The following is a 6,317-nucleotide window of genomic DNA, read 5'->3' on the forward strand; positions in this document are numbered from 1 at the left end:
GACAACCTGCAGTTCGACGTTGAACTGATCGCACCGATCGCGATGGAAGACGGTCTGCGCTTTGCGATCCGCGAAGGCGGCCGCACTGTTGGCGCGGGCGTTGTGTCCAAAATCAACGAATAAGCCGTAGGGTGGGGTCACACCCACCCACAACAGCTTGAGATCGAAAGGCCGTCCCATACCGGGGCGGCCTTTTGTTTTGTAATGCGCAGGCATATGGTCTGGGCACAGCGAAAGGGTGCAAGATGGACATTTCCGATGATTTCTTTCCGGGTGCGATTGGCCAGATCATCCAGATGCACGGGGCGCACTACAGCCAGAACTGGGGCTTCACGACCTATTTCGAGGCCAAAGTCGCGCATCAGCTTGCCGCATTTGCGCAGGGTAAACAGGATACCGATCTAGTGTTGATAGCCCATGACAGGGACGGGGTTGCAGGATCGTTGATATTGAACCTGCACGATCCCGAAGCGGCAGGGCGTGGCGCGCATCTTAGGTGGTTCATCTGTGCTGACAGATCCCGGGGGACCGGGATTGGTCGCAAGCTTTTGGCCAAAGCGGTCGCCCATGCCGAAACCCACACTAACGGCAAAATGTGGCTGCATACATTTGCGGGATTAGAGCCAGCCCTGCATCTGTACCGCAGCTTTGGGTTTGTGCTGCATTCCGAAATGGATGGTGATGTCTGGGGAACCATCGTGAAAGAGCAAGAGTATCGCCGATCGGGCGATAGCTAGAAGTATTTTCCTGTCCGTTGGTGCATATGCACTTGATCCCCTCGCGATTCCAGACTACCTCACCACTCGGCATAGGGGTTTAGCTCAGTTGGTAGAGCATCGGTCTCCAAAACCGAGGGTCGTGGGTTCGAGTCCCTCAGCCCCTGCCAATTTAAATCAGGCCATTCCTGCAATTAAATGCTGAGCAGGCCCGTGCAGTCGGGCGCTTAGTTAGCAACACCCCCTCTGTGTTTGTGCGCTTCACGTTTTTTCATAGCACTTCCAGTAAGCTGGGAATCGCGGCTCAAGCAATGGGCGACCAAGTTCGCGCCCACGTCCTTCAGGCGATGCCCGGTTATCGTCGAAATTTCCGCTTCACTACAATCGGCCCGTGCCAACCGGATCACGGCGGTCGCTCGCAGATCGTGGAAACTTAGCTCTGTCACCTTAGCCCTGACCACGACCTTGCCCCATGTCGTGCTGGACCATTCCTATCCTCCCAATCTGGCGCAACTTCATATTCGTAAACCTCTTTGATCACAGTCTCAGTCTGGGCATGATTGTGCACAGGCAGGACATAACTGGGTTCAGCAATGCTTTTGCCTGCGATCAAAGTGGCCGGCGCCGTAAAGCGGCCATAAATCCGCCATGGCCCTGCCGGATCTTTGCGTCAAACTCTTGGTTAACAGCTCTCGTTAAAATGGGTTTTCAAGATGCAACAGATGCTCAAGACTCCTATCCGGTCTGACGATGATCACGAATCAATTTTCGATGCAGTCCGCGATACTATCTCAAAAGAAGCCCATGACCGGCGGCGATTTGAAGGGGCAGAGCAGGGGCATATGCGCCCAATTGTTGCGCCAGCTGGACCTGTCGGCCAAATAGCCACGCCGCCGGCGCGGACCATCCAGCAGCGGGCCGTTCGGGTAACCGATGTACGGCAGGAAACTACGGAACAAGCGAAGCCCCCGTTGGTTTCAAAATCAACTAGGCGCAAAAAGTCAGCACGACAATATGCCTCTAAGCGGCTTGTGATCGTCGCTGGTGTTGGCGCTTGGGGTGGCGCGATGATGCTCTTTTATCCCTTCGTCGGCCTTGTGCTGGCTGTTCTGGCGTTCAGCTTTTGTGCGATATCCTATTTGATTCTGGGGTATGACGGCTTTTGGCTGCGTGTGATGCGTCCGCTCCGTCTTTATGTTGCGCGCCATCCGGAACGTGCCGCGGATGTTTACGCGCGTATTGACCGTTTTGCCGTTCGCTGGGATGCTGTGCTGGACCGTTTGCCTGAACGTATGGTCGCGGCGTTGTATCTGCCGGATATCAGCGATCTTGCCGCTGTCGCAGAACAAGACCGTGCCAAGATTGACCTGCGCTTTAGCTCATTAGGGGCGCACTAGGTGGTCTTGCTTGAAAAACGCTATGCGATTGTACACTTGAATTTGCGCGATTGGGCGGCTACATCGCGTTAATTGTTCGCATACAGGAATATCTTCATGGCCACGCTAAACCCGCTTCAGTTCATCCAGCAAGTGCGTTCCGAAGTTGCAAAGGTCGTTTGGCCAACCCGTCGTGAAGTGATGCTGACCACTGTGATGGTCTTTATCCTGGCTGCATTGACGGCTGTGTTCTTTGCCTTCGTCGATATTCTGCTGCGTGGCGGTCTGCAGTACATTCTGTCCGCCTTCGGCTGATTGCGCGGGGCAGGCGCAAAAGCGCACGCACCCTCTTGAATCATTCGGATATGCGGGCTATCCCACAATCCTTACCTGACAAAGGGCGCGCTGCGATTCGAGTTGCGCGCCGATTTTTTGTTCAGGAAAGGCAGGCAATCGTCTGCATTCATAAAGAGATTTGATGCCGCCACAGGCGTGCATCGCAAGACAGGGACCAGAGTTCAGATGGCGAAAAGATGGTATTCGGTCAGTGTTTTGTCGAACTTCGAAAAGAAGATCGCCGAACAAATCCGCACCACGGTCGCCGAGCAGGAGCTTGAGGACCAGATTGACGAAGTTCTGGTCCCCACCGAAGAGGTGATCGAAGTTCGGCGCGGCAAGAAAGTTACGACAGAGCGGCGCTTTATGCCCGGTTATGTTCTGGTGCACATGGAAATGTCCGACCGCGGCTATCACCTGATCAATTCGATCAACCGCGTCACAGGCTTCTTGGGCCCACAAGGGCGTCCGATGCCGATGCGCGATGCCGAAGTGACCGCGATCCTGGGTCGCGTCCAAGAGGGCGAAGAAGCACCGCGCACATTGATCCACTTTGAAGTGGGTGAGCGCGTCAAGGTTGCGGATGGTCCGTTCGAAGATTTCGACGGCATGATCGAAGAAGTCGATGATGAGAACCAGCGCCTGAAGGTGTCTGTGTCGATCTTTGGCCGGGAAACCCCGGTCGAACTGGAATTCACTCAGGTCAACAAACAGGTCTGAGCGGGTAGGCGGGGTAACCCGCGATGCGGTGGCAACACCGTTCGTTTGTGGGAGGCAAGGCTGCGCGCAGCCAAACCGGACCACGCTAGCAATCGATCACAACGCGTTGTGATTGCGTAGGGTGGGAGCAAGCCCACCGACAACAACGGAGAAGGCCAATGGCCAAGCACCTCGTCGGTACGATGAAGTTGCAAGTTAAAGCGGGTCAAGCGAACCCATCCCCACCTGTTGGCCCCGCATTGGGTCAGCGCGGGATCAACATCATGGAATTCTGTAAGGCGTTCAACGCCAAGACAGCGGACCTGGAGCCAGGTGCCCCTTGCCCGACCGTGATCAGCTATTATCAGGACAAGTCCTTTACCATGGACATCAAGACGCCTCCTGCGTCCTATTACCTGAAGAAGGCTGCCAAGATTAACTCTGGCGCAAAAACACCGAGCCGTGAAACTGTTGGTACAGTAACCACCAAGCAACTGCGCGAAATTGCAGAAGCAAAAATGGCCGATCTTAGCGCTGTGGATGTTGAAGCCGCAATGAAGATCATTCTGGGCTCCGCCCGCTCCATGGGCATTGAGGTGAAGTAAGATGGCAAAATTCGGAAAACGCACCCGCGCCGCACGCGAAGCATTTGCTGGCAAAGAAGACCTGTCCGTTGAAGAAGCGGTAACGCTGATCAAGGCAAACGCAAACGCGAAATTTGATGAAACCATCGAAATCGCAATGAACCTGGGTGTTGACCCACGTCACGCTGACCAGATGGTCCGTGGTGTGGTAGGCCTGCCAAACGGCACCGGTAAAACTGTACGTGTTGCAGTATTTGCCCGCGGTCCAAAAGCAGATGAAGCCACAGCAGCTGGTGCCGATATCGTTGGCGCAGAGGACCTGATGGAAGCGGTTCAGGGCGGCAAGATCGACTTTGATCGTTGCATCGCGACACCTGACATGATGCCAATCGTTGGCCGTCTGGGTAAGGTTCTTGGCCCACGCAACCTGATGCCGAACCCTAAAATCGGTACAGTGACCATGGACATCAAAGAAGCTGTTGAGGCTGCTAAAGGTGGTCAGGTTCAGTTCAAAGCTGAAAAAGGCGGCGTTGTGCATGCTGGCATCGGCAAACTGTCCTTTGACGAAGCCAAGCTGGTTGAAAACATTCGTGCCTTTGTTGGTGCTGTGTCCAAGGCCAAGCCTACAGGTTCCAAAGGGACCTATATGAAAAAGATCGCACTGAGCTCCACCATGGGCCCGGGCGTGACTGTTGAAGTAGACAACGCTGTAACTGAGTAATACTCAGGGCAGGTATTTTTGTGGACGGGCCCCCTTGATTGTCGAGGGGGCCCGTTTGCGTTTATCTGTCAAATATGGATCATGTTGCAGATAACCGCGTCAAAAAGGGGCCGCCGATGCAAGAGCCGACTTGGTCAACTGTAAGCTTCGTTAAAGACACGCCCGAGAACCTGCGCCGGTTTGTTTCCTATCATCTGGGGCTTGGTGCGTCGCAGATGCGGTTGTTCTTCGACGATCCGAATGATCCGAGCATCGATATGCTTGCTGGGGTCGACCGTGTAACGGCTATCCCGTGCGATCCCGCGTTCTGGCTGGAACGCTTGGGTGCTGCCGAGATTGCCTTGCATGGCAGGCGTCAGAATAGCGCCACGACCTTCGGCTATGGGCTGGCGACCGAGGATTGGGTGTTAAACTTGGACGGCGACGAATTCTTGCATTTGGGCGATGTCCCGGTCGGTCGGTTTCTTGCTGAATTGCCTGCTTCTATCGATGTGGTACGCATCCGCCCTGCTGAAAGGGTGTTGGTCGAGGACGCAGGGGGGCGAGAATATTTCAGACTTCCCATTGATCGGCGCGCTGTAACCGATGTGCACGGCGAATTTGGCTGGAACACAAAGCGCCGCATGGGTTTTTTCGGGCATCTGGACGGTAAATCTCTGATCCGTTCGGGATTGACCGATATCCATTTGCGCCAACACTGGCCCGAAGATGCGAAAGGGCAGGTGCTGATGGACCTTGATCTTGAGGCGTCGTCAGAATTGGCGATCCTGCACAGAAACGCCGAAGACTATGATACGTGGCGCGGAAAATTGGACTTTCGCTTGAACTCTACCTCAGTTCCGGGCCGATTACGGGGCGTGCTTGTTGCTCTTAGGGACGCTGAAGATGAAGCAGGTCTGCGCGATACCTATTCTCGCATCTTTATGCTTGCGGACGCGCCGCTGGAAAAAATGGAAAAACTGGACCGCGTATTTGCGCTGGATTTGCCACTGGGCCGATTTGAGGCTAACTATTTCTAGACCGCCGGGGGTCGGACGTCAGACCTATTTCGGGAGCAGATGGCCCGAAGTCTTGAAGGGCTTCAATTTAGCCCTTGGCATTCACAATCACAGCCCCTATGTACGCACTCGATTCACCTGCAGTTCCTGCGGGTGAGTCTTCTGTCCGAGACGAAGGGTGGCCCAAAGCCTTAATTTCCTTTCCGAGATGGGAGACGTTAGAATTACCAAGCGCGCAAGCGTGAGGGCATTTTGGCTTATTCCCGTAAAATGGACCAAGACTGTTTGCGTAAGCAAACTTAATTGAGCCGGGGGGTAACCCCCAGATTTGGAGTAAAACTGTGGATAGAGCCCAGAAAGAACAGTTGGTCGACGAGCTCGGCCAAATCTTTGAAAGCTCTGGCGTCGTTGTGGTTAGCCACTACGTCGGCCTGACAGTTGCTGAAATGCAGGACCTCCGTGCGCGCGCTCGCGCTGCGGGCGGGGCCGTGCGTGTTGCCAAAAACAGGCTCGACAAAATTGCCCTTGATGGAAAGCCATGCGAAAGCATTGCTGATCTCCTGACGGGTATGACCGTTCTGACCTATTCCGAAGACCCCGTGGCAGCAGCCAAGGTGGCCCAGGATTTCGCTAAAGAGAATCAAAAGTTTGTGATTCTCGGTGGCGCAATGGGTGAGAACGTTTTGGACGCCGCCGGTGTCGAAGCCGTGTCTAAAATGCCTTCGCGTGACGAGCTTATCGCCACAATCGCGGGCATGCTGGGCGCACCTGCTTCCAACATCGCTGGGGCCATTGGCGCACCTGCAAGCAATATCGCATCCATCTTGTCCACGATCGAGGACAAGGCGGCTGCGTAAAGCAATATCGTCAAGCTGGCGCAGGGTTGA

General features: G+C 54.8%; 9 protein-coding genes, 1 tRNA gene and 1 pseudogene. 10 read left to right on the forward strand and 1 reads right to left on the reverse strand.

Annotation, left to right across the window (positions count from 1 at the left end; genetic code table 11):
* From tuf to ABYT07_RS18025, 3 genes and pseudogenes are all read left to right on the forward strand, one after another.
* Positions 1-123, forward strand: a pseudogene (gene tuf / locus ABYT07_RS18015) (elongation factor Tu); the annotation flags it as partial.
* A 122-nt stretch (positions 124-245) separates the two neighbouring features.
* The gene (locus ABYT07_RS18020; protein ID WP_372993403.1) at positions 246-737 is read left to right on the forward strand and encodes a GNAT family N-acetyltransferase; all 492 of its coding nucleotides are present in this window, start codon (positions 246-248) and stop codon (positions 735-737) included.
* Positions 738-810: 73 nt separating this feature from the next.
* A tRNA-Trp gene (locus tag ABYT07_RS18025) sits at positions 811-886 on the forward strand.
* A gap of 621 nt (positions 887-1,507) precedes the next feature.
* Here the strand turns inward: ABYT07_RS18025 and ABYT07_RS18030 are convergent.
* Positions 1,508-1,675, reverse strand: a complete 168-nt coding sequence (locus ABYT07_RS18030; RefSeq protein WP_372993404.1) for a hypothetical protein — start codon at positions 1,673-1,675, stop codon at positions 1,508-1,510.
* Between the two features lie 108 nt (positions 1,676-1,783).
* Between ABYT07_RS18030 and ABYT07_RS18035 the strand changes: the two genes are divergently transcribed.
* The 7 genes from ABYT07_RS18035 to rplJ all read left to right on the forward strand — a co-directional run bounded on the left by ABYT07_RS18035 (position 1,784) and on the right by rplJ (position 6,287).
* Entirely contained in the window at positions 1,784-2,113 is a 330-nt protein-coding gene (locus tag ABYT07_RS18035; RefSeq protein WP_372993405.1) for a hypothetical protein, read from the forward strand.
* Between the two features lie 96 nt (positions 2,114-2,209).
* Entirely contained in the window at positions 2,210-2,407 is a 198-nt protein-coding gene (gene secE, locus ABYT07_RS18040) for a preprotein translocase subunit SecE (RefSeq protein ID WP_372993406.1), read from the forward strand.
* Between the two features lie 207 nt (positions 2,408-2,614).
* On the forward strand, positions 2,615-3,148 hold the full coding sequence (nusG, locus tag ABYT07_RS18045; protein WP_008226363.1) for a transcription termination/antitermination protein NusG: 534 nt from the start codon (positions 2,615-2,617) through the stop codon (positions 3,146-3,148).
* Positions 3,149-3,306: 158 nt separating this feature from the next.
* Positions 3,307-3,732, forward strand: a complete 426-nt coding sequence (rplK, locus tag ABYT07_RS18050; protein ID WP_372993407.1) for a 50S ribosomal protein L11 — start codon at positions 3,307-3,309, stop codon at positions 3,730-3,732.
* Between the two features lies 1 nt (position 3,733).
* Complete coding sequence (gene rplA, locus ABYT07_RS18055; protein ID WP_372993408.1) at positions 3,734-4,432, forward strand: 50S ribosomal protein L1; 699 nt, start codon at positions 3,734-3,736, stop codon at positions 4,430-4,432.
* 116 nt (positions 4,433-4,548) lie between these two features.
* Positions 4,549-5,451, forward strand: a complete 903-nt coding sequence (locus ABYT07_RS18060; protein WP_372993409.1) for a glycosyltransferase family 2 protein — start codon at positions 4,549-4,551, stop codon at positions 5,449-5,451.
* A gap of 320 nt (positions 5,452-5,771) precedes the next feature.
* Positions 5,772-6,287 carry a 50S ribosomal protein L10 gene (gene rplJ, locus ABYT07_RS18065; RefSeq protein ID WP_372993410.1) on the forward strand — a complete coding sequence of 172 codons (516 nt, stop codon included), beginning with the start codon at positions 5,772-5,774 and terminating at the stop codon, positions 6,285-6,287.
* The last annotated feature ends 30 nt before the right edge of the window (positions 6,288-6,317 follow it).

The sequence above is a fragment of the Sulfitobacter sp. genome (assembly GCF_041552635.1).
Lineage (GTDB): Bacteria > Pseudomonadota > Alphaproteobacteria > Rhodobacterales > Rhodobacteraceae > Sulfitobacter.

Excerpts from the sequence above, each read along its gene's own strand:
- ABYT07_RS18020 (WP_372993403.1), top strand. The coding sequence starts at position 246 with ATGGACATTTCCGATGATTTCTTTCCGGGTGCGATTGGCCAGATCATC.
- ABYT07_RS18035 (WP_372993405.1), top strand. The coding sequence starts at position 1,784 with ATGATGCTCTTTTATCCCTTCGTCGGCCTTGTGCTGGCTGTTCTGGCG.
- secE (WP_372993406.1), top strand. The coding sequence starts at position 2,210 with ATGGCCACGCTAAACCCGCTTCAGTTCATCCAGCAAGTGCGTTCCGAA.
- nusG (WP_008226363.1), top strand. The coding sequence starts at position 2,615 with ATGGCGAAAAGATGGTATTCGGTCAGTGTTTTGTCGAACTTCGAAAAG.
- rplK (WP_372993407.1), top strand. The coding sequence starts at position 3,307 with ATGGCCAAGCACCTCGTCGGTACGATGAAGTTGCAAGTTAAAGCGGGT.
- rplA (WP_372993408.1), top strand. The coding sequence starts at position 3,734 with ATGGCAAAATTCGGAAAACGCACCCGCGCCGCACGCGAAGCATTTGCT.
- ABYT07_RS18060 (WP_372993409.1), top strand. The coding sequence starts at position 4,549 with ATGCAAGAGCCGACTTGGTCAACTGTAAGCTTCGTTAAAGACACGCCC.